This window comes from Nocardioides sp. JS614 (assembly GCF_000015265.1).
Taxonomy (GTDB): domain Bacteria; phylum Actinomycetota; class Actinomycetes; order Propionibacteriales; family Nocardioidaceae; genus Nocardioides.
In genome coordinates, this window is record NC_008699.1 from 517,740 (window position 1) to 538,327 (window position 20,588).

Sequence of the window (20,588 nt, forward strand, 5' to 3'; positions counted from 1 at the left end):
CGAGGCGTCTCGAAGGGCGACCACCATCACGGGGTCCGCTGGCGCGTCCCCCGTCAGGGAGTCTTCGGCAGCCCGCCGGTGACGCCGTCGACGACGTCTTGGAGGATGCCGCCGACACCGTCGACGACATCGGTGACCACGGGGACCGACGGCGCATCGCTGGGGGAGTCGCCGCCGGTGAGCCCGTTCGCCAGGTCGCCGATCGGGTCGGAGCCGCCGCTGGTGGTGGTGCCGGGCTGGAGGCCGCTGCCGTCGGGGTTCAAGATGCTGCCGGGGCCGACCTCGCCGGGGTCCACGTCGGGGAGGCCGGTGCCCTGGGCGCCCTTGGTGCCGTGCTTGCCGCCGTTGCGGGTGCGGTCGCCCTTGGTGACCGCGTCGGCGGGCGGCTTGGGCACGTTGATGACCTCGGCGGCCGCCCCGAGCGTCGCCGGGATGGAGGTGATGCCCGCGCCGCCGCAGTCACCGCAGCGCAGCGCGGCCTCGGTGTCGATCGTGGTGACGACGCCGGCCGCGCGGATCAGCTCGTCGCGGGCCTCGGCCGGCACCAGTGGCTCGAGGTCGGCGAGGCGGGTGAGGCTCGAGGCGGCGAAGTCGCGCAGGTGAGCGATCGAGGAGGCCTCGCCGGTGTGGGCGTAGTCGGCCAGCAGCAGGTCGGTGGCCTGGGTCGCCTGGTCGGTGAAGGTGTTGAGCGTGTCCGCGATCCGGATCTCGTCGCCGAAGTGGTTCTGGCGGGTGAGCGCGTCGACCTCGTCGAGACGGTCGGAGGCGTTCGCGAGGATGGTGGTGCCCTTGCTGCCCTCGCCGACGCTGAGCCCGGTGTGGGCCTGCTCGATGGCACGCTTGACCGGGTAGAGCGAGTCGCCCGGAAGAGCGGACTGGGAGGCGACCGCGAGCGAAGTGCTGGCGCCGACGATCACGATGCCGCCGACCACGGCGGCCAGCCGACGCTCGCGCGTGGGACGACGCGCCGGAAGGGTCAGCCTGGAGACGTCGTCGGGGACGAGCGCGGTCGCGGCCTCGGCCATCAGCCGCTCGCGGAGAGTGGCGACGAACTCGGGTCGCGGCTGGGCCTCGGGCACCGCGCGCAGGGCACCGACGAGCGCGAGCAGCTCGGCGTCCCGCGGGTCGGCGACGTCGTACGTCGACGCGCCCTCCACTCGCGCGTCGAACTCCTCGGCGCGGCGCTGCGCCGTGAAACCCCAGGTCATCTCGTCTGCCCCATCCAGCCGTTCGCCCGGTCCCCGCTCGGGGACTCTGACACCGACCTCAACGAGGCGTGGCCGGGCGGGGTTACGCGCGCGAGGCGCCCTGCGCAAAGGTTTTCGAAGAGGGTGCCCATCAGTCCCGGATCCCCTCGGGCATCAGCTTCGCGAGGTTGCGCACCCCACGCAGCTGGAGCTGCTTGACGGCCCCGTCGCTGCGGCCCAGGACGGCCGCCGTCTCGGCGATGCTCATCCCCTGGAGGAACCGCATCACCAGGCAGTCGCGCTGCTCGGGCGGCAGCTCGGTCAGGGCGTGCAGCAGCAGCTCGTTGGTGAGCCCGGCGAGCACCATCGACTCCGGGCCCTCGGTCGCGTCGTCGTGCAGGCCCATGTCCTCGGTGGTGAGCTCGAGGCGGGTCCGGCCGGCCTTGAAGTGGTCGGTCGCGAGGTTGCGGGCGATCGTCATCAGCCAGGCGCCGAAGTCCTTGCCCTGCCAGCGGAAGTTGTTCATGCTCCGCAACGCGCGGAAGAAGGTCTCGGAGGTCAGGTCCTCGGCGAGGGTGCCGGACCGGGTCCGGTAGAAGAGGAAGCGGTAGACCGAGGGCTGGTAGTGGTCGTAGAGGAGGCCGAAGGCGTCGGCGTCGCCCTTGCGGGCCAGCTCCACCAGCGCGATCAGCCGGCTCCGCTCGGCCTCGTCCTCCTCCGAGGAGGTGGCGAGCTCCGCGTCGCCGTACCCGTCGGGACCGCCGTCGCCGGTCCCGGGGCCGCTCTTGGGGCGGGTCTTCGCGCGCATCTCCGCGCGCCCGCTGGCGACCGCCTCGGTGGCGAGCATCCCGGGTGTCCCGGCGAGCTGGGGCTGCTCCAGGACAAGCACGTGGGCCACGAGGCGTCGCAGCGCGTCGAGACCGCGCGCGACGTCGGTGTCCTCCCACGACATGAGTTCGATCCTCCCGGAAGCTTCCCCCGAAGCCTGCCCCATCGTAAACGTGAGTTACTCCGCTGGGAACCTCTGTCCGCTCAAAGGACGTCGGCGTCCGCACTTCGGGCACCTGTCGTCGGTGAGTCCGGGGTCGGTTTCCCCGGTTCACCGGGGAAGTTGCCACTCCGGGGCCGAAACTTCGGGTCAACAGTTCCGGTTTCCCCGGTTCACCGGGGAAACCGCCGGCCGCGGAGCGCCAGGCCGGCGGCGACCGTGCCGCTGGCGGCGCCGGCGATGCCGCCCGCGACCAGGCCGGCGCGCAGCGCCTTGCGCCCGGTGCGGTAGTCGTGGATCCGCCAGCCCTGCTCCCGGGCGTGGGCCCGGAGCCGGGCGTCCGGGTTGATGGCGCACGGGTCGCCGACCATGGTCAGCATCGGCAGGTCGTTGAAGGAGTCGGAGTACGCCGAGCAGCGATGCAGGTCGAGACCCTCGCGGGCGGCGAGGGCACGGACGGCCTCGCCCTTCGCTGGCCCGTGCAGCAGGTCGCCGACGAGCCGGCCGGTGTAGACGCCGTCGATGTGCTCGGCGACCGTGCCGAGCGCGCCGGTGAGGCCGAGTCGGCGCGCGATGATCTGCGCGATCTCGATCGGCGCGGCGGTGACCAGCCAGACCCGCTGGCCCTCGTCGAGGTGCAGCTGCGCCAGGGCGCGGGTGCCCGGCCAGATCCGGTCCGCCATCGCCTCCTCGAAGATCTCCTCGCCGAGGTCCTGGAGCTCCGTGACGGTGTGTCCGGCGATGAACCCGAGGGCGGAGGCCCGAGCGTCGGCCACGTGGGCGGGGTCCTCGACGCCCACGACCCGGAAGTAGGCCTGCTTCCAGGCGGCCCCGAGGATCTCGCGGGTGGTGAAGAACTTGCGGCGGTGCAGGCCGCGGGCGAGGTGGAAGATGCTCGCCCCCTGCATCACGGTGTTGTCGACGTCGAAGAAGGCCGCGGCGACCGGGTCGAGCGGCGGGGTGAGCGCGGACTCCACCTCGGCGGCCGCCGCGGCGGCCTCGCCGGCGAGCACGGACCGCAGCTGGAGGTTCCGCGGGCGGGCTCGCCTGTCGTGCGCCGGGGTCACAGGGGCAGGGTAGACCGCCGGTCGAGCCGGACGCGGTGTGGAAGTATCCCCCTATGTCTGGGATGCGCGACATCGCCGAGCTCGTGAGCGTTGCCGCCGCCGAGCACCCTGACCGGCTGGCGGTCGTCGAGGCCGGCGGCCGCAGCCTCACCTGGGCCGGTCTCGAGGACGAGGTCGGCCGGATCGCCACCGGCCTCGGCGCGGCGGGGATCCTCGGCGGCACCCGGGTGCTGCTGGCGGTCGGCAACCGACTCGAGTTCGTCACCACCTATCTCGGCGTGCTGCGCGCCCAGGCGGTCGCCGTACCGGTCAACCCCCGCTCGACCGTGAGCGAGCTGTCCCGCATGGTGGCCGACTCCGGCGCGCGGATGGTGGTCGGCGAGCCCGACACGGTCGAGGCCCTGCGGGAGGCGGTGGCGGGACTGGACCCCGCGCCGCTGCTGGTCGTCATCGAGGCGGAGCCGCTGCCCGGCGAGCGCGCCCACGACGAGCTCCGGGCGCTCCCCGCCCGGCCGGTCCCGCCGTTGCAGGACCCCGAGAAGCTGGCGGTGCTGCTCTACACCAGCGGTACGTCGGGCCTGCCCCGAGCGGCGATGCTCACCCATCGGGCGCTGCTGGCCAACCTCGACCAGGTCGCCCAGGTCGAGCCGCCGATGATCCATGGCGACGACGTCGTGCTGGGCGTGCTCCCGCTGTTCCACGTCTACGGCCTGAACGCCGTGCTCGGCGGCATCCTGCGCCACCGCGCCAAGCTCGTGCTCGTCGAGCGGTTCGACCCGCACGAGACCCTCTCCCTCATCGACGACGAGGCCTGCAGCGTCGTTCCCGTCGCCCCACCGGTCTTCGCGTACTGGCTGGGGGAGGAGCATCTCGCCGAGCACCTCGGCCCGGTCCGGCTGGTCCTCTCCGGATCCGCGCCCCTGGCGGCCGAGCTGATCGACAAGTTCACCGCCCGCGCCGGTGTCCCCGTCCACCAGGGCTACGGCCTGACGGAGGCGGCACCGGTGGTGACCAGCACCCTGTGCAGCGTGACGCCCCAGGTCGGCTCGGTGGGCGCGGCGCTCCCTGGCGTCGAGCTGCGCCTGGTCGACGAGTCCGGCCGGTCTCCGGACGGCGACGACCCGGGGGAGATCCAGATCCGGGGCGCGAACCTGTTCAGCGGCTACTGGCCCGACGGGGAGGGCGGCCCCGACGACGACGGGTGGTGGTCGACCGGTGACGTCGGCTTCCTGGACCCGTCCGGTGACCTGTTCCTCGTCGACCGGATCAAGGACCTCGTCATCGTGTCCGGCTTCAACGTCTACCCGGTCGAGGTGGAGGAGGTCCTGACCGAGGTCGACGGGGTGGTCGAGGCCGCGGTGATCGGGGTCGACGACCCGGTGACCGGTGAAGCGGTCGTCGCGTACGTCCGGGCGCCCGACGCCGATCCCGCTGCGATCGAGGAGGCGGTCCGCGTCCACTGCGAGCAGCGGTTGGCCCGGTTCAAGCGGCCCTCGCGCATCGAGGTCGTCGACGCCCTGCCCAAGACCGGAACCGGCAAGGTCCAGAAGGGCCGGCTGCGCGGCATCGAGCGGCGCCGCACGTTGGGACTGCTCGAGTGAGCGCGCCCCGGGTCACGCTCTACACCCGGCCGGGCTGCCACCTGTGCGACGTCGCCCGCGAGGTCGTCGAGCGGGTCTGCGCCGAGCTCGGCGAGGCGTACGCCGAGGTCCACATCGACGACGACCCCGAGCTGCGCGAGCGGTTCACCGACGAGGTCCCGGTGACGTTCGTCGATGGCCGCCAGCACGACTTCTGGCGGGTCGACGAGGCCCGGCTGCGGGCCGCACTCGCCACGTCCTAGCCTCCCGCAGGCCGGCGTGGGTCATCTCACAAGGGGCCGGCGCGGCCGTGAGACGACCCCGGTCCGGTTTGTTCTCCTGTTCACAAACTCCTACAGTGAACGAGCGGCCGGGTTGCGAGGACGGGGTCGTCCCACCGCGCCCGACGACGGCCCTGCCCCTTGTGGCCCCGGCGTGGCCCCAGCGTGTTGGAGACGAGATCAGTGAGCGCACGGACCTCCCCCGAGAGTGCCCGGGACATCCCCGAGGCGACCGTCGCGCGACTCCCCGTCTACCTCCGGGCGCTGGTGACGCTGTCCGAGCAGGGCACCGCCACCTGCTCGAGCGAGGAGCTCGCGGTCGCCGCGGGCGTCAACAGCGCGAAGCTGCGCAAGGACCTGTCCTACCTCGGCAGCTACGGCACCCGCGGGGTCGGCTACGACGTGGACTACCTGCGCTACCAGATCGCCCGCGAGATCGGGGTCACCCAGGACTGGCCGGTCGTCATCGTCGGCATCGGCAACCTCGGGCAGGCGCTCGCGAACTACTCCGGCTTCCGCAGCCGCGGGTTCCGCGTGGTCGCGCTGCTCGACGCCGACCCGGCGCGCCACGACCAGGTGGTCGCGGGTATCGAGGTACGCCCCTTCGACCACCTCGAGCGGATCGTCCGCGACCACGCCGTCGCGATCGGCGTGATCGCGACCCCGGCCGTGGCCGCCCAGGACGTGGCCGACCGGATGGTCGCCTACGGGATCACCAGCATCTTGAACTTCGCCCCGACCGTGCTGACCGTGCCCGCGGAGGTCGACGTGCGCAAGGTCGACCTGTCCATCGAGCTGCAGATCCTCGCCTACCACGAGCAGCGCAAGGGTGCGGTGACAGCGTGAGCGTCCTCGTCGTGGGCATCTCCCACAAGTCGGCGCCCGTCGCCCTGCTCGAGCAGCTGGCCCTCGACGGCCCCGGGCTGCACAAGCTGATCGACGACGTCGCCGCCAGCGAGCACGTCACCGAGGCCACCGTCATCGCGACCTGCAACCGGCTGGAGATCTACGCCGAGGTGGACCGCTTCCACGGCAGCGTGGAGGAGGTCTCCCGGCTGGTCGTCGACCGGGCCGGAGAGCGCACCGAGGCGATGCTCCCGCACCTCTACGTCCACTACGACGACGGCGCCGTGTCCCACCTGTTCCAGGTGGTCGCCGGCCTCGACTCGATGGCGGTCGGCGAGGGGCAGATCCTGGGGCAGACGCGCGCGGCACTCAACGCCGGCCAGGAGATCGGGACGGTCGGGCCGGCCCTCAACGTGTTGTTCCAGCAGGCCCTCCGAGTCGGCAAGCGGGCCCGGGCCGAGACCGGCATCGACCGGGCCGCGCCGTCGCTCGTCAGCGCCGCCCTGGACCGCAGCCGCGCCACCGTCGGCGAGCTCTCCGGCAAGCGGGTCCTGGTCGTCGGCGCCGGCTCGATGGCGGGCCTGGCCACCTCCACGGTCGCCGCGCGCGGCACCGCCAGCGTCACGGTCGTCAACCGGACCTCCGGGAACGCCGACCGGCTCGCCGAGGAGTACGGCGCGCGCTCCGCGACGCTCGCGGAACTGGCGGCCGAGCTCGCCGTCGCGGACGTGGTGATCTCCTGCACCGGCGCGACCGGCACCCTGATCACCCGCGACATGGTCGCCGCGGCGACCGTCGACGGGCGCGAGCTGTCCATCCTCGACCTGGCCCTCCCGCACGACGTCGACCCGACGGTCGCCGACCTGCCCGGGGTCAGCCTCGTCGGCCTCACCGACCTCGCCGACGAGCTGCGCGACTCCGACGCCGGCCAGGAGGTCGAGGCCGTGCGCCAGATCGTGACCCAGGAGGTCGCGGCGTTCCTCTCGGCCCGCCGCCAGGCGAGCGTCACCCCCACGGTCGTCGCGCTGCGGTCGATGGCGACCTCCGTGGTGGAAGCGGAGATGGAGCGCCTCACCAGTCGGGTCCCCGGCCTCGACGACGACATCCGCGCCGAGGTGCTGCACACCGTCCGCCGGGTCGCGGACAAGCTGCTGCACCAGCCGACCGTGCGGGTCCGCGAGCTGGCGAACGAGACCGGTGCCGTGTCGTACGCCGCCGCACTCGCCGAGCTGTTCGCGCTCGACCAGGAGGCCGTCGACGCCGTCACCCGACCGGAGGGCCTGACGTGAGCGCGCCGCTGCGGGTCGGGACCCGCGCCTCCGTCCTGGCGACCACGCAGTCCGGGCTGGTCGCCGACCAGCTCCGCGAGGCCTTGGGCCGCGAGGTCGAGCTGGTCACGGTCTCGACCGAGGGGGACCGGACGCAGGCCGCCGGCATCCCGCTGCAGGGCGGTTCGGCCACCGGCGTCTTCGTGGCGGCGCTGCGCGACGCGCTGCTGCGCGGCGAGGTCGATGTGGCCGTGCACTCGCTCAAGGACCTGCCCACCTATCCCACCGAGGGCATCACGCTGGCCGCCGTACCCGTCCGCGAGGACCCGCGCGACGTCGTCGTCGCCCGCGACGGGCTGACGCTCGGTGAGCTCCCGGTGGGCAGTCGGGTCGGCACCGGGTCACCGCGACGGGTGGCACAGCTGCACGCCCTCGGCCTCGGTCTCGAGGTCGTCGGCATCCGCGGGAACGTCGACACCCGGATCGGCAAGGTCCGCTCCGGAGAGTGTGACGCCGTGATCCTGGCGCGCGCCGGCCTGGCCCGGATCGGGCGCCTGGAGGCCGTGACCGAGGTGCTCGACCCGCTCCAGATGCTCCCAGCCCCCGGTCAGGGTGCGCTGGCGGTCGAGTGCCGCACCGACGACCCCCTCGCCGCCCAGGTTGCGGCGGCCCTCGACGACCCGCGGGTCCGGGCGGCGGTGACCGCCGAGCGGGCCGTGCTGGCCACCCTCGAGGGCGGCTGCTCGGCGCCCATCGGTGCGCTCGCCGAGATCGTGGAGGGCGAGGACGGCGACGAGCTCTGGGTGCGATCCGTGGCGCTCTCGCCCGACGGCGCGCTCTCGGTGCGCAGGTCCGCATCGGGGAGCCCCTCCGACGCCGCCGGCGTCGGGACCCGGCTCGGCGAGCAGATGCTCGCCGACGGGGCCGACCGGCTGGGGGATCCGGCGGAGGTCCAGCAATGAACGGACCCCGAGGCCGTGGACCGCTCGATCCAACCCATGACCAACCGCTCGATGAACGCTCGATGATCACAGCAGACAAGGTGCAGAACGCATGACGCGAGGCAAGACCACCACCGCCACCGGCTCGGGATCCACTCGAGGCTGGGTGTCGTTCGTCGGCAGCGGCCCGGGCGACCCCGGCCTGCTGACCGTGCGCGCCGTCGACCTGCTCCGGCAGGCGGACGTCGTGGTGACCGAGGTGCCCGACCACGCGGCGCTGGTCCGCACGGTGCTCGGCCTGCCGCTCGACGCCGCGGGCGCCGAGCCGGCCGGCCCGGAGATCGTCGACGGCGGCTTCGGCGAGGACGGCCAGCCACTGACCCACGCGGCGCGCGCGAAGGTCGTGGTCCGCCAGGCCAAGCGCGGCCTGAGGGTGGTCCGGCTGATGGCCGGCGACCCGTTCCTCTACGCCTCCGGGCCGGAGGAGGCGCAGGCCTGCGTCAAGGCGGGCCTCGGCTTCGAGATCGTCCCCGGGGTGTCCTCGGTCAGCGCGGTCCCGGCGTACGCGGGCATCCCGCTCACCACCAAGGACTGTCGCGAGGTCGCTGTCGTCACCTGCGGCGAGCGGGTCGACTGGAGCCGGTACGTCGACGCGCGCACCCTCGTGCTGCTCTCGGCCGTCGGCCAGATCGCGGACATCAGCAAGGCCCTGGTCGCGGCCGGCCGCTCGCCGGAGACGCCGGTCGCGATGACCCGGGTCGGCACCACCACCGAGCAGGCGACGGTCACCTCCACGCTGGAGCGGATCGGTGCCGACGCGCGCGCCGCCCGGATGACGCCGCCGGCGATCACCGTCGTGGGCGACGTCGTCGACCTGCGCGAGACGCTGTCGTGGTTCGAGACCAAGCCGCTGTTCGGCTGGCGGGTGCTGGTGCCCCGCACCAAGGAGCAGGCCGGCTCGCTGTCCGCGCGCCTGCGCGGCTACGGCGCCGTGCCCGATGAGGTCCCGACCATCTCGGTCGAGCCGCCGCGCAACCCGCTGCAGATGGACAAGGCCGTCCGCGGCCTGGTCGAGGGCCGGTACGAGTGGATCGCGTTCACCTCGGTGAACGCGGTGCGCGCCGTCCGGGAGAAGTTCGAGGAGTACGGCCTGGACGCGCGGGCCTTCTCGGGCCTGAAGATCGCGGCGGTCGGCGACAAGACCGCCCAGGCGATCGCCGGCTGGGGCCTGCGGGCCGACCTGGTGCCGTCCGGCGAGCAGTCCGCGGCCGGGCTGCTGGCCGACTGGCCGGAGTACGACGAGCTCCTCGACCCGATCAACCGGGTGTTCCTGCCGCGCGCCGACATCGCCACCGAGAACCTCGTGGCCGGGCTCGTGGACCTGGGCTGGGAGTGCGACGACGTGACGGCGTACCGGACCGTCCGCGCGGCCCCGCCGCCGGCGCCGACCCGGGACGCGATCAAGACCGGCAAGTTCGATGCGGTCGTCTTCACGTCCTCGTCCACGGTGCGCAACCTGGTCGGCATCGCCGGCAAGCCGCACCCGTCGACGATCATCGCCGTGATCGGGCCGGCCACCGCGAAGACCGCGGAGGAGCACGGCCTGCGGGTCGACGTGCTGGCGGCCAAGCCGGACGTGGACACGCTGGTGGACGCGCTCGCCGACTTCGGCGCCTCGCGCCGGATCGCGATGGTCGAGGCCGGCCAGCCGGTGACCAAGCCGTCGGACCGCAAGCCGTCCGGCCGCCGGAAGACGACCTCGGCGCGATGAGCCCGGTCCGATGAGCGAGGTCCGATGAGCGAGGTCCCGGTCCCGCCGGTCGTCGGGCCGACCGTCCGGCCGCGACGGCTGCGCACCACCGCGGCCCTGCGGCGGATGGTGTCCGAGACCTCGCTCGAGGCCCGGCAGTTGGTGCTGCCGGTGTTCGTCTGCGAGGGCCTCGACGAGCCGCGACCGATCTCGTCGATGCCGGGCGTGGTCCAGCACACCCGGTCCTCGCTGCTCGCCGCCGTCACCGAGGCCGCCGAGCTGGGGCTCGGCGGGGTGATGCTCTTCGGCATCCCGGAGCGCAAGGACGCCGTCGGCTCCGGCGCGGTCGACCCGGCCGGGATCCTCAACCTCGCGATCACCGACGTGGTCGGCGAGGTGGGCGACGCGCTGACGGTGATGAGCGACCTGTGCCTCGACGAGTTCACCGACCACGGGCACTGCGGGGTGCTCACCCCGGACGGCAAGGTCGACAACGACCGCACGCTGAGCCGGTACGCCGAGATGGCGCTCGCCCAGGCCCACGCAGGCGTCGACATGGTCGGGCCGAGCGGCATGATGGACGGTCAGGTCGCGGTGGTCCGGCGGGCGCTGGACGCGGCCGGGCACACGGACGTGTCGATCCTGGCGTACTCCGCGAAGTACGCCTCGGCGTTCTTCGGCCCGTTCCGTGAGGCCGTGGACTCCTCGCTCGAGGGCGACCGCCGCACCTACCAGCAGGACCCCGCCAACGCCCGCGAGGGCGTCCGGGAGGCCATGCTCGACGTCGAGGAGGGCGCCGACCTGGTGATGGTCAAGCCCGCGCTCGCCTACCTCGACGTGCTGCACCGGGTCCGCGACGCCGTCGACGTCCCGGTGGCGGCGTACAACGTCTCCGGCGAGTACGCCATGCTCGAGGCCGCCGCGGCGAAGGGCTGGATCGACCGCGAGCCCGCGATCCTGGAGGCGCTCACCTCGATCCGCCGGGCCGGCGCCGACGTGGTGCTGACCTATTGGGCCGCCGAGGTCGCGCGGATCCTCGCGCGCTGAGCGGCCAGCCAGTTTCATCGGCCGGCCGACAGATCTCGACCCTGGACGACAAAGCTTCATCGTCCAGGCGCGAGGTTCATCGGCCGGCCGATGAAACTCGCGCTGGCCGCCGCGGGGATGAGGCGGACCGTCGTGTCACCGGGTCTCGAGACGCCGGTCGCGAGCTCGTTCCTCGCTCGCGCGGCTCCTCGACCTGGCGCCGATCGTGAGCCCGAGCAAGCTCGGGCTCACGCGCTCACCTAGTGGGTGTAGTCGTAGACGCACTGGTCGAACGCGTCGTCGTCCTTGAGGATGTTGTCGACGTAGCCGTCGAGCGTGCACTGGACGATGGCCTGGGCGACGGTGAGCAGCTCGTCGACCGGGGGGATCGAGGTCGACGGCAGCGGGGGGACGCTGGGCACCGGCAGGTCGCCACCGCCACCGCCACCGGTCGGGTTCGGTGCGGCCGGCGCGGTGGGCTCCGGGCTGGGCTCCGGGGCCGGCTGCTGGGAGCCGCCACCCGGCCCCTGGGTCTGCGTCGCGTGCGGCTGGCCGTGGTGCTTCTTCGGGCCCTGCTGGCCCGGCTTCGCCGGGGCGGGCACGAGGTAGCCGGCCGAGGTGGTGCCGTTGGGCACCGAGGTGAAGTCGCCGTCGAGGTAGGCGGCGGCGATCGAGAGCACCAGGTCGACGTACGACGAGCTGTGGTTGTAGCGGTAGACGGCGGCGCGCTGCCCGGCCGGGGTGGACAGGTCGTCGGAGCCCGAGCACAGGTAGACGGCGGTCGCGAGCGCGGCGTCGTCGACGTCCTGGGGGTTGCGCTGGCCGTCGCCGTCGGCGTCCACGCCGACGACCGACCAGGTCGAGGGGATGAACTGCATCGGCCCGATGGCCCGGTCGAACCGGGCGTCGGCGTCGTACTGCCCGGCGTCGGTGTCGGTGATCCGGGTGGTGCCGTGGCTGCCGTCCAGCGCGATGCCGTAGATGCCGGGTCGGGCGACGCCCTGGGCGTCCAGGGTGTTGCCGTTGGTGCGGCCGTGGTCGGACTCGACCCTGCCGATCGCCGCGATCAGCTGCCAGGAGAGGTGGCAGCTCTTGTCGGCGGCGTTGATCACGGTCTCGGCACGCTGGTAGGCGGCCAGGGCGGCGGAGGGGATGCCGGAGGTGGAGGCGGTGGAGACGATCCCGGCGCCGTCGCCCCGGACGCCCGGCGCCAGGCCGCCGGAGGTGGAGACGCTCGCCGGGGCCTTGATGGCCTCGGTCGGGACCGTCGAGCCGTCCGGCAGTGCGGTGGACTCGGACTCGGCGCTGGCCGTGGCGGTGCTGGCGCCCACACCGGCGATGCTGGCCGTCCAGGCGGCGGACAGCAGCGCCAGCGGCACGAGGGCCATGACCTTCTGACCGCGCCCGAATCGCGTGGACCGTGTCGGCATCGTCGTCGTCTCCTGCTCCCTCGTCCGGGTCTCCCTCAAGCCCGGGTGGAATCACCAACGAGTGGCGTCACACACAGTTACGGTACGTCGTGCGTCCAGCCCTCGTGCTCACCCCGGTGGAACGGTCATTCCCCCAGGTCATGACGCTGAAACACGTTCTCGCGGTTCCGGGCGGCCCGAGACGCGACCCTGGACGCCGCCGGTTGGCGTGCTCGGGGACAATGAGGCGGTGACCGCCGGAGCAACCCTGCCCACCGCCGCCTCCGCGGCGCTCTTCGAGCGCGCCCGGGCGGTGACGCCGGGCGGCGTGAACTCCCCGGTCCGCGCGTTCAACGCGGTCGGTGGCACGCCCCGCTTCATCCGCTCGGCGCGCGGCGCATGGCTGACCGACGCCGACGGCAACGAGTACGTCGACCTGATCTGCTCCTGGGGCCCGATGCTGCTCGGCCACGCCCACCCCGAGGTGCAGGCGGCGGTGTCCGCCGCGGTCGCCCGCGGCACGTCGTACGGCGCTCCCACCGAGCCGGAGGTCGAGCTGGCCGAGGAGATCGCGGCCCGGGCGCCGGTCGAGCGGGTCCGGTTCGTGTCCTCGGGCACCGAGGCCACCATGTCGGCGATCCGGCTGGCCCGCGGGTTCACCGGCCGCGACGTCGTGGTCAAGTTCGCCGGCTGCTACCACGGGCACGTCGACTCGCTGCTCGCCTCGGCCGGTTCCGGCCTCGCGACGTTCGCGGTGCCAGGCACCCCCGGCGTCCCGGAGTCGTCGACGGCCCTGACCCTGGTGCTGCCGTACAACGACCGGGCCGCGGTGGAGAAGGCGTTCGCCGAGCACGGCGACCGGATCGCCTGCCTGATCACCGAGGCTGCCCCCGGCAACATGGGCGTCGTCCCTCCGGACGCCGACGGGTCGGGAGGAGGCTTCAACGGCTTCCTGGCCGAGACCTGCGCCCGGCACGGCGCACTGTTCGTCAGCGACGAGGTGATGACCGGGTTCCGGGCCTCCCGGCAGGGCCAGTGGGGACTGGACGGCGCGGTCGAGGGCTGGCGCCCCGACCTGATGACGTTCGGCAAGGTGATGGGCGGCGGCTTCCCGGCGGCGGCGTTCGGCGGTCGCGCCGACGTGATGTCACGGCTGGCGCCCGAGGGCCCCGTCTACCAGGCCGGCACGCTCTCCGGGAACCCGATCGCGACGACCGCCGGCCTGGCGACCCTGCGGCTGGCCACCGACGACGTCTACGCCCACATCGGTGCCGCCGCCGACACCATCAAGACCGCGGCCTCCGACGCGTTGAGCCGGGCCGGGGTCGAGCACGTCGTCCAGGCCGCTGGCACGATGTTCTCGGTGTTCCTCACCGCCGGCCCCGTGCGCGACTTCGCGGACGCCTCCCGCACCGACGTCGCGGCGTACGCCGCCTTCTTCCACGCGATGCTCGACCAGGGCGTCTACCTGCCGCCCTCGGCGTACGAGGCGTGGTTCCTGTCCTCCGCCCACGACGACCGGGCCGTCCAGACCGTGCTCGACGCCCTGCCCACCGCGGCCCGCGCCGCGGCTGCCGCCCAGACGTAGGAGCCTCCTGCTGTGAACCAGACCCCTGACACGATCGTCCACCTGCTGCGCCACGGCGAGGTGCACAACCCCGAGGGCGTCCTCTACGGGCGCCGGGACGGGTTCCACCTCTCCGATCTCGGGGTGCAGATGGCCGAGAAGGTCGCCGAGGCCATCAAGGACCGCGACATCGTCCACCTGCGGTCCTCCCCGCTGGAGCGGGCCCAGGAGACCGGTGCCCCTCTGGCGCGGGCCCGGGGCCTGGACATCGTCACCGACGAGCGGGTCATCGAGTCGACCAACAAGTTCGAGGGCAGGCGCTTCGCCGGCGGCGCGAACGCGCTGCGCGACCCGCGAACCTGGGCGCTGCTGTGGAACCCGTTCCGGCCGTCGTGGGGCGAGCCCTACAAGCAGGTGGTGGCGCGGATGATGGCGGCGGTCGACGACGCCCGCGAGGTCGCGCGCGGTCACGAGGCGGTCGTCGTGTCCCACCAGCTCCCGATCTGGATCACCCGCCTCGCCGCGGAGAAGCGCTCCTTCCTCCACGACCCGCGCCGGCGCCAGTGCACGCTGTGCTCTCTCACGTCCTTCCACTTCGTCGGTGACCGGTTGACGCAGGTGAGCTACTCCGAGCCCGCCGGCGACCTGATCCCCGTGCAGGACAAGTCGGCGCCGTTCTCCGCCGGCGGCGCGCCCGAGCAGCGCAGGCCCTGATGACCCGTCTCCGGCGCAGCTTGGGAGCGGGGGCCGTCGGCCTGTTGCTCCTCACCGGGTGCTCCTCGCTGGAGGGCACCGGCGACAAGGGCTACATCAGCGGCGATCAGCGGGTGCGCGTCGTCGACCCGGCCGACCGCGGGTCGGCCGTCGAGCTCACGGGCACCTCCCTGACCGGCGACCCGGTGGACGTCGCCGACTCCCGGGGTCGGGTCCTGGTGGTCAACACCTGGTGGTCGGGCTGCGCCCCGTGCCGCAGCGAGATGCCGATGCTGACCGCCGCCGCGAAGGAACTGGGCGAGCGGGCCGACTTCCTCGGCATCAACATCCGCGACGCCAGCGCCAGCCAGGGGCAGGCGTTCATACGCAGCGTGGGCGCGGAGTACCCGTCGATCTACGACCCGACCGGCAAGGCGGTCCTCGCGTTCGCAGGGAAGACCACCCTGTCGGCGATCCCGACCACGATCGTGCTCGACGCCGAAGGCCGGGTCGCCGCCGTCATCACCGGGGAGATCCCCTCGAAGCAGACCCTGGTCGACGTCGTCGACGAGGTCGCTGCCAACGCCGCCGCGGAGTCGGGCGGGGAGACCGCGGATGGGTGACTGGTTCCAGCAGACCGCGTTCTCCGGGTCGCTCGTCCTCGCCGTGCCGGTGGCCCTGATCGCCGGCCTGGTGTCCTTCTTCTCCCCGTGCGTGATCCCGCTCCTGCCCGGCTACCTCTCCTACGCGACCGGCCTCTCCGGCGCCGACCTCGCCACCGGCGCGGCCGGCACCCGGCGCGGCCGGATGCTACTCGGCTCGGTCCTGTTCGTGCTGGGCTTCTCGGTGGTCTTCGTCGCCCTCGGCACCCTCTCCGGGGCGCTCGGGTCGTGGCTGGTCACCTGGCGCGACCAGATGACGTTCGTGCTCGGGCTGCTGACGATCGTGCTCGGGCTGGCCTTCGCCGGCTGGCTGCCGTTCTTCCGGCGCGACTGGCGGGTGCACTCGGTGCCGGCGGTCGGCCTCGCCGCCGCGCCGCTGCTCGGCTTCCTGTTCGGGCTCGGCTGGACGCCGTGCATCGGGCCCACTCTGAGCGCGATCACCACGCTCTCCTTCACCGAGTCGACCGCCGGCCGCGGTGCCGTGCTCTCGGCCGTCTACGCCCTCGGCCTCGGCCTGCCCTTCGTCCTCGCCGGCCTCGCCTACGAGAAGGCGCTCGCAACCGTCGGCTGGGTACGCCGCCACCAGGCCTGGGTGATGCGCGCCGGCGGGCTGATGCTGGTGGCCGTCGGCCTGATGCTGGTGACCGGCTGGTGGGACCAGGCCGTCACCTGGATCCAGCTGCACCTGGTGAGCTCCTCGGAGACCGCGCTATGACCACCCCACGGCACCGCGCGCCTTCCCCCGCTCCGCTCCTCCAGCGCCCGGTTCCGCGGGGATCCCGGGTGAGGGCCGCACGATGAGCACCCCGACCCGCACGTCGCTGAGCACCCGGCCGCCCGAGGACGACCGGCGCCCCGGTGAGCTGACGCTCCGCGAGCTGCTGCGCTGGACCTGGCGCCAGCTCACCTCGATGCGCACCGCGCTGGTCCTGCTGCTGCTCCTGGCGCTCGCGGCCGTCCCGGGCTCGATCATCCCGCAGGAGGGCGTCGACTCCCTCAAGACCTCGAACTGGCGGTCCGACCACCCGAAGCTGACGCCGGTCTACGAGCGGCTCGGGCTGTTCTCCGTCTACGACTCGCCCTGGTTCTCGGCGATCTACCTGCTGCTGATGGTCTCGCTGGTGGGCTGCATCATCCCGCGCGCGATCCTCTACTGGCGCGGGATGTGGGCCCAGCCCCCGGCGGCCCCCCGCAACCTGACCCGGCTGCCGGACCACGCGACGTACCAGACCGCCGTCGCACCCGACGCCGTGCTCGAGCGCGCCCGGGCGACCCTGCGCCGACGGCGCTACCGCCTCTCGCCCGAGGCCGGCGACGCGGTGGCCGCCGAGCGCGGCTACCTGCGCGAGGCCGGCAACCTGCTCTTCCACCTGGCCGTGGTCGTGGTGCTGGTCGGCTTCGCGCTCGGCGGGCTGTTCGGCTACAAGGGCGGCGTGATCCTGCTGGTCGGCGACGGCTACGGGTTCTCCAACAACCTGACGCAGTACGACGACTTCGACCCCGGAAGCCTGTTCCGGGACAGCGACATGGAGCCCTTCTCGTTCTCGATCGACGACTTCAGCGTCGAGTGGCTCACCTCCGGCCCACGGGCGGGGATGGCGCGCGGGTTCGAGTCGCACCTGACCTACCGCGAGTCGCCGGACGCGCCGGACCGGACCTACGACCTCAAGGTCAACCACCCGCTGAGCATCGGCAACACCGACGTCTTCCTCATCGGCCACGGCTACGCGCCGGTGCTCACGATCCGGGACGGCGACGGCGAGGAGGTCTACAGCGGTCCGACGATCTTCCTGCCGACCGACCAGAGCTTCCAGTCCATCGGGGTCGTCAAGGCGCCGGACGCCGAGCCGACGCAGATCGGGCTCGAGGGCGAGTTCTACCCGACCGTCGCGTTCTCGAAGCAGACCGGCAGCTACTTCTCGCTGTTCGGTCGCCCGCTGGACCCGCTGGTCTCGATGCTCGTCTACACCGGTGACCTCGGCATGGACGACGGCCAGCCGCAGTCGGTCTACTCCCTGGACAAGTCCAGGACGACGATGCTGACCAAGGCCAACGGCGCGCCGTACCGCATCGACCTGCGCCCCGGCGAGCAGGTGACTCTCCCCGACGGCCTCGGCACCGTCAGCTTCGACGGCCTCGAGCGCTGGAACAAGATCCAGATCAGCCAGACGCCGGGCAAGTGGATCGCCCTGATCGGCGTCGTGCTGGCGCTGCTGGGCCTGCTCGGCTCGCTGTTCATCCGTCCACGACGCGTCTGGGTTCGCGCCCGTCGTGACGGGGACGGCACACTGGTCGAGGTCGCCGCGCTCGACCGGTCCGGCGGTGGCGACGTCGCCGTCGTCGTCGCCCAGCTCGTGACCGACCTGCAACAACCCGACCGGGAGGACAACTCGTGACCGACGTGCAGTGGGAGAGCCTGAGCAACTGGGCGGTGGCCGCCAGCGGGGTCGTGTACTTCCTCGCGCTGCTGGTGCACCTCGCCGAGTGGGCGTCCTTGCGCAAGGTCCCGGTCGCGGCCGGTGCCGCGGTGACGTCCTCGGTGGACATCCCGGGTGGGATCGCCGTGGCCACCGGTCCCGGCGGCGAGGGCGACGGCCAGGACGAGGGGAAGGTGCGGCGCACCGAGTTCCTCGGCCGCCTGGGCTACCTGCTCACCGTCCTCGCGGTGGCCGTCCAGCTCGTGGCGCTCGTGGGGCGCGGCATGGCCGCCGACCCGGACCGGGTGCCGTGGGGCAACATGTACGAGTTCACCCTCACGGGGACCTTCGTGGTCGCCGCGCTGTACGTCGCGCTCTACCACAAGCTGCGGCTCGCCTGGATGGCGCCGATCGTGGTCGCTTTCGTGCTCAGCGTGCTGATGGTCGCGGTGATCTGGCTCTACGCCCCCGTCGCCCCGCTGACCGAGGCGCTCTCGTCGTACTGGCTGGTGATCCACGTGGTCTCCGCGATCATCGCCACCGGCGCGTTCACCCTCGGCGGGATCACCTCCGCGCTGTACCTCGTGAAGGCGCGCGCGCCGGAGCGAGAGTCCGGGTACGTCGCGCGGCTGCCGCGGCCCGAGGTGCTCGACCGGGTCTCCTACCGGCTGCACGCGTTCGGCTTCCCGGTGTGGACGTTCGCGGTGCTGATCACCGGCCCGATCTGGGCGCACCAGGCCTGGTCGTCGTACTGGAACTGGGACCCCAAGGAGGTCTGGGCGTTCATCACCTGGGTCGTCTACGCGGCGTACCTCCACGCGCGCACCACCGCCGGCTGGAAGGGCCGCAACGCCGCGATCCTCGCCCTGGTCGGCGTCGCCACGCTGTGGTTCAACTTCATCGGCATCAACTACTTCTCGACCACCAGCCAGCACTCCTACGCCGGCGGCGCACCCGCGCTGGTCGAGCCGGCCGCTCCCCAATCCGACGCACTCGGGTAGCCGCGGAGTCGGTCCCGGCCGGCCTTCGAGCGGACCGTGGCCGGCCCTTCGAGCGGACCGTGGCCGGCCCTTCGAGCGGACCGTGGCCGGCCTTCGAGCGGACCCGCTCGGGCCGCCGTCGCCGGTCGGCTTGCGGGCCATGGGGCGATCGCCGAGTCGGCGCAAGCCGTCCTCCCCCGCTTCGCTCCTCCGGTCCGTTTGCGCCGACTCGGCTCGGACCCGGACGAGCCGGAGTAAGCCCCAGCGGGGCTTACTCCGGCTCCTCCGGGTGCTTGCGCCGTCGGTCGAGGTCGCGCAGGAAATCGGGGTCGTCGTCGGGGCCCACCACCCGAGGCGGTGCCTGGGGGCGCCGCGGGGGCGAAGCGATGCCGCGCCGCTGGATCACCCGGACGGTGAGGTAGACGGCGACCGCGATCAGGATCACCACCAGCAGGAACTTCAGCACCCCTCCAGGGTAGGCGGTCGCTGGTCACGCCTAGGCTGAACCCGTGAAGGAGTTCTGGATCTACACCGCCCTGCGGTTCCTGCTCTTCGTGGGCTCGCTCGGGATCGTCGCGGGGGTGTGGTTCCTCCTCGCCGACTCGGTCCCGATCCTGTGGGCCGTGGTGATCGCCTTCGTGATCAGTGGCGCCGGCTCCTATTTCCTGCTCAACCGCCCCCGCGAGGCCCTGGCCCGCCGGGTCCAGACCCGCGCGGAGCGGATGACCGCGAAGATCGAGGAGATGCGGGCCAAGGAGGACGTCGACGACGAGGCCTGAGCCTCAAATCGGTGATTCGAGGCTGAGTCCCGCGGCGTGCTGCTCAGTCCTTGCGGCGGTTGAGCTGCCGCTGGATGCGGCTCTCCGGCTGGCCGAGGATCCTGGCCAGCAGCGGCACCCGGAACCGGTAGGCGAGGACGGCCACCACGACGAGCAGCAGGATGATCCAGAGCATGCCGCCAGGGTACGCCGGTGCTGGCTGGCGACCCGGCCGGCGCCCCGGCCCGATCAGCCGCCGGCCACCAGCGCGGCCGCGACCAGCACCGCCCAGAGCAGCTCGGCCAGGCCGGTCTGCTGCAGCACCGGGATCAGCCCGGGCCCGGCGGCGCCACCGAGCACGGTCCGCGCAGCGGGCCCGGCGAGCACCAGGAAGCCGAGACCGGCCAGGGCCCACCACGTGGTGGTGGCTGCCACCGCGACCACCGCGGCGGCGGCGAGCACGACCAGGAGCAGGAAGAGGCTGCGCGTGCGCCGGTCCCCGAGGACCACCGCGAGGGTCCGCTTGCCGGCGACGGCGTCGGTGGGGATGTCGCGCAGGTTGTTGGCCACCAGGATCGCGCAGGCCAGCGTGCCCACGCCGACGGCTGCGTACAGGGCTGCCCACTCCCAGGCCTCGGTCTGGACGTACGCCGTCCCCAGCACCGCGACCAGCCCGAAGAACACGAAGACCATCACCTCGCCGAGCCCGAGGTAACCGTAGGGCTTCGACCCGCCGGTGTAGAACCAGGCGGCCAGCACCGACACCAGCCCGACCGCGACGAGCCACCACGCGGTGGTCGCCGCCAGCACCAGCCCGGCGCCGGCGGCGACCCCGAACGCCAGGAACGCGGCCCGCTTCACGGCCGCGGGCCTGGCGGCGCCGGACCCGACCAGGCGCATCGGCCCGACCCGGTCCGCGTCGGTGCCGCGGATGCCGTCGGAGTAGTCGTTGGCGTAGTTGACCGCGACCTGCAGGGCGAGCGCCACGACGAGGGCGAGCAGCGCCTTCCACCACACCAGGCCGTCGGCGTACGCCGCGACACCGGTGCCCGCCAGCACCGGGGAGACGGCCGCGGGCAGGGTCCGAGGCCGCGCGCCGGCGAGCCACTGGTCGGGAGTTGCCACGACCGGAGATTCAAGCATCAATCGCACCGTCTAGCCTCAGCCA

21 protein-coding genes are annotated in these 20,588 nt (G+C 72.9%); 14 read left to right on the forward strand and 7 right to left on the reverse strand.

All coding sequences use genetic code 11. From position 1 onward, the window contains the following. Nucleotides 1-53: 53 nt before the first annotated feature. The 3 genes from NOCA_RS03880 to NOCA_RS03890 all read right to left on the reverse strand — a co-directional run bounded on the left by NOCA_RS03880 (nucleotide 54) and on the right by NOCA_RS03890 (nucleotide 3,242). Entirely contained in the window at nucleotides 54-1,208 is a 1,155-nt protein-coding gene (locus NOCA_RS03880) for a DUF5667 domain-containing protein (RefSeq protein ID WP_011753980.1), read from the reverse strand. A gap of 130 nt (nucleotides 1,209-1,338) precedes the next feature. Beyond that, complete coding sequence (locus tag NOCA_RS03885; RefSeq protein ID WP_011753981.1) at nucleotides 1,339-2,139, reverse strand: sigma-70 family RNA polymerase sigma factor; 801 nt, start codon at nucleotides 2,137-2,139, stop codon at nucleotides 1,339-1,341. A 209-nt stretch (nucleotides 2,140-2,348) separates the two neighbouring features. Further along, nucleotides 2,349-3,242: an HAD family hydrolase gene (locus NOCA_RS03890; RefSeq protein ID WP_011753982.1), complete on the reverse strand. Its 894-nt coding sequence runs from the start codon at nucleotides 3,240-3,242 to the stop codon at nucleotides 2,349-2,351. A gap of 53 nt (nucleotides 3,243-3,295) precedes the next feature. Here NOCA_RS03890 and NOCA_RS03895 point away from each other — a divergent pair, with 53 nt between their 5' ends. From NOCA_RS03895 to hemB, 7 genes are all read left to right on the forward strand, one after another. Continuing rightward, a complete protein-coding gene (locus NOCA_RS03895) occupies nucleotides 3,296-4,843 on the forward strand; it encodes a class I adenylate-forming enzyme family protein (RefSeq protein ID WP_011753983.1) in 1,548 nt (515 codons plus the stop codon). After that, the gene (locus NOCA_RS03900; protein WP_011753984.1) at nucleotides 4,840-5,085 is read left to right on the forward strand and encodes a glutaredoxin family protein; all 246 of its coding nucleotides are present in this window, start codon (nucleotides 4,840-4,842) and stop codon (nucleotides 5,083-5,085) included. Before NOCA_RS03895 ends, NOCA_RS03900 begins: the two co-directional genes overlap by 4 nt. 201 nt (nucleotides 5,086-5,286) lie before the next feature. Beyond that, complete coding sequence (locus tag NOCA_RS03905) at nucleotides 5,287-5,949, forward strand: redox-sensing transcriptional repressor Rex (RefSeq protein ID WP_041546128.1); 663 nt, start codon at nucleotides 5,287-5,289, stop codon at nucleotides 5,947-5,949. Further along, nucleotides 5,946-7,238 carry a glutamyl-tRNA reductase gene (locus NOCA_RS03910; RefSeq protein WP_011753986.1) on the forward strand — a complete coding sequence of 431 codons (1,293 nt, stop codon included), beginning with the start codon at nucleotides 5,946-5,948 and terminating at the stop codon, nucleotides 7,236-7,238. Before NOCA_RS03905 ends, NOCA_RS03910 begins: the two co-directional genes overlap by 4 nt. Next, nucleotides 7,235-8,179: a hydroxymethylbilane synthase gene (gene hemC / locus NOCA_RS03915; protein ID WP_011753987.1), complete on the forward strand. Its 945-nt coding sequence runs from the start codon at nucleotides 7,235-7,237 to the stop codon at nucleotides 8,177-8,179. Before NOCA_RS03910 ends, hemC begins: the two co-directional genes overlap by 4 nt. A gap of 91 nt (nucleotides 8,180-8,270) precedes the next feature. Continuing rightward, entirely contained in the window at nucleotides 8,271-9,929 is a 1,659-nt protein-coding gene (locus NOCA_RS03920; RefSeq protein ID WP_011753988.1) for a uroporphyrinogen-III synthase, read from the forward strand. A gap of 24 nt (nucleotides 9,930-9,953) precedes the next feature. Continuing rightward, nucleotides 9,954-10,955, forward strand: coding sequence for a porphobilinogen synthase (gene hemB, locus NOCA_RS03925; protein ID WP_011753989.1), 1,002 nt, complete (start codon nucleotides 9,954-9,956; stop codon nucleotides 10,953-10,955). Between the two features lie 239 nt (nucleotides 10,956-11,194). Here the strand turns inward: hemB and NOCA_RS28385 are convergent, their stop codons facing one another. After that, nucleotides 11,195-12,322 (reverse strand): lytic transglycosylase domain-containing protein, encoded by a 1,128-nt coding sequence (locus NOCA_RS28385; RefSeq protein ID WP_274378270.1) that lies wholly within the window; start codon nucleotides 12,320-12,322, stop codon nucleotides 11,195-11,197. A gap of 271 nt (nucleotides 12,323-12,593) precedes the next feature. On the opposite strand from NOCA_RS28385, the gene hemL reads away from it, so the two are divergent. The 6 genes from hemL to ccsB all read left to right on the forward strand — a co-directional run bounded on the left by hemL (nucleotide 12,594) and on the right by ccsB (nucleotide 18,683). Next, nucleotides 12,594-13,931, forward strand: coding sequence for a glutamate-1-semialdehyde 2,1-aminomutase (hemL, locus tag NOCA_RS03935; RefSeq protein ID WP_011753991.1), 1,338 nt, complete (start codon nucleotides 12,594-12,596; stop codon nucleotides 13,929-13,931). Nucleotides 13,932-13,943: 12 nt separating this feature from the next. Beyond that, a complete protein-coding gene (locus tag NOCA_RS03940; protein WP_011753992.1) occupies nucleotides 13,944-14,624 on the forward strand; it encodes a histidine phosphatase family protein in 681 nt (226 codons plus the stop codon). Then, nucleotides 14,624-15,226 carry a TlpA family protein disulfide reductase gene (locus NOCA_RS03945; RefSeq protein WP_011753993.1) on the forward strand — a complete coding sequence of 201 codons (603 nt, stop codon included), beginning with the start codon at nucleotides 14,624-14,626 and terminating at the stop codon, nucleotides 15,224-15,226. The genes NOCA_RS03940 and NOCA_RS03945 overlap by 1 nt, the downstream gene beginning before the upstream one ends. After that, entirely contained in the window at nucleotides 15,219-15,980 is a 762-nt protein-coding gene (locus NOCA_RS03950) for a cytochrome c biogenesis CcdA family protein (RefSeq protein WP_011753994.1), read from the forward strand. The genes NOCA_RS03945 and NOCA_RS03950 overlap by 8 nt, the downstream gene beginning before the upstream one ends. 82 nt (nucleotides 15,981-16,062) lie before the next feature. Beyond that, nucleotides 16,063-17,661 (forward strand): cytochrome c biogenesis protein ResB, encoded by a 1,599-nt coding sequence (gene resB, locus NOCA_RS03955; RefSeq protein WP_011753995.1) that lies wholly within the window; start codon nucleotides 16,063-16,065, stop codon nucleotides 17,659-17,661. Then, nucleotides 17,658-18,683, forward strand: a complete 1,026-nt coding sequence (gene ccsB / locus NOCA_RS03960) for a c-type cytochrome biogenesis protein CcsB (RefSeq protein ID WP_011753996.1) — start codon at nucleotides 17,658-17,660, stop codon at nucleotides 18,681-18,683. The genes resB and ccsB overlap by 4 nt, the downstream gene beginning before the upstream one ends. Nucleotides 18,684-18,933: 250 nt before the next feature. Here ccsB and NOCA_RS03965 read toward each other — a convergent pair whose 3' ends face one another. Beyond that, nucleotides 18,934-19,128 carry a hypothetical protein gene (locus NOCA_RS03965; RefSeq protein WP_011753997.1) on the reverse strand — a complete coding sequence of 65 codons (195 nt, stop codon included), beginning with the start codon at nucleotides 19,126-19,128 and terminating at the stop codon, nucleotides 18,934-18,936. Nucleotides 19,129-19,171: 43 nt separating this feature from the next. On the opposite strand from NOCA_RS03965, the gene NOCA_RS03970 reads away from it, so the two are divergent. Continuing rightward, nucleotides 19,172-19,441, forward strand: coding sequence for a DUF4229 domain-containing protein (locus tag NOCA_RS03970; RefSeq protein WP_011753998.1), 270 nt, complete (start codon nucleotides 19,172-19,174; stop codon nucleotides 19,439-19,441). Nucleotides 19,442-19,484: 43 nt separating this feature from the next. Here NOCA_RS03970 and NOCA_RS28390 read toward each other — a convergent pair whose 3' ends face one another. After that, nucleotides 19,485-19,616, reverse strand: coding sequence for a hypothetical protein (locus NOCA_RS28390; protein WP_274378271.1), 132 nt, complete (start codon nucleotides 19,614-19,616; stop codon nucleotides 19,485-19,487). A 53-nt stretch (nucleotides 19,617-19,669) separates the two neighbouring features. Then, nucleotides 19,670-20,545 (reverse strand): 1,4-dihydroxy-2-naphthoate polyprenyltransferase, encoded by an 876-nt coding sequence (locus NOCA_RS03975; RefSeq protein ID WP_041546130.1) that lies wholly within the window; start codon nucleotides 20,543-20,545, stop codon nucleotides 19,670-19,672. Nucleotides 20,546-20,588: the final 43 nt, after the last annotated feature.